Raw genomic sequence first — 223 nt, forward strand, 5'->3', positions numbered from 1 at the left:
GCGGCGCGCGGCGCCTGGCCGGGGCGGCGCGTGGTGCTGGCCTTCCAGCCGCACCGCTACAGCCGCACGCGCGATTGCTTCGACGACTTCGTGGCCGTGCTCGGCCGGGCGGACGCGCTGCTGCTCACCGAGGTCTACGCCGCGGGCGAGGCGCCGATCGCCGCGGCCGACGGGCGGGCGCTGGCGCGCGCGTTGCGCGCCGCCGGCCAGGTCGAGCCGGTGT

At 79.8% G+C, this 223-nt stretch carries 1 pseudogene; it reads left to right on the forward strand.

The window, feature by feature from the left end:
- Positions 1–223 (forward strand): annotated as a pseudogene (locus A612_RS11290) (cyanophycin synthetase); the annotation flags it as partial.

The sequence above is a fragment of the Melaminivora alkalimesophila genome, from assembly GCF_000282995.1.
Classification (GTDB): domain Bacteria; phylum Pseudomonadota; class Gammaproteobacteria; order Burkholderiales; family Burkholderiaceae_C; genus Melaminivora; species Melaminivora alkalimesophila.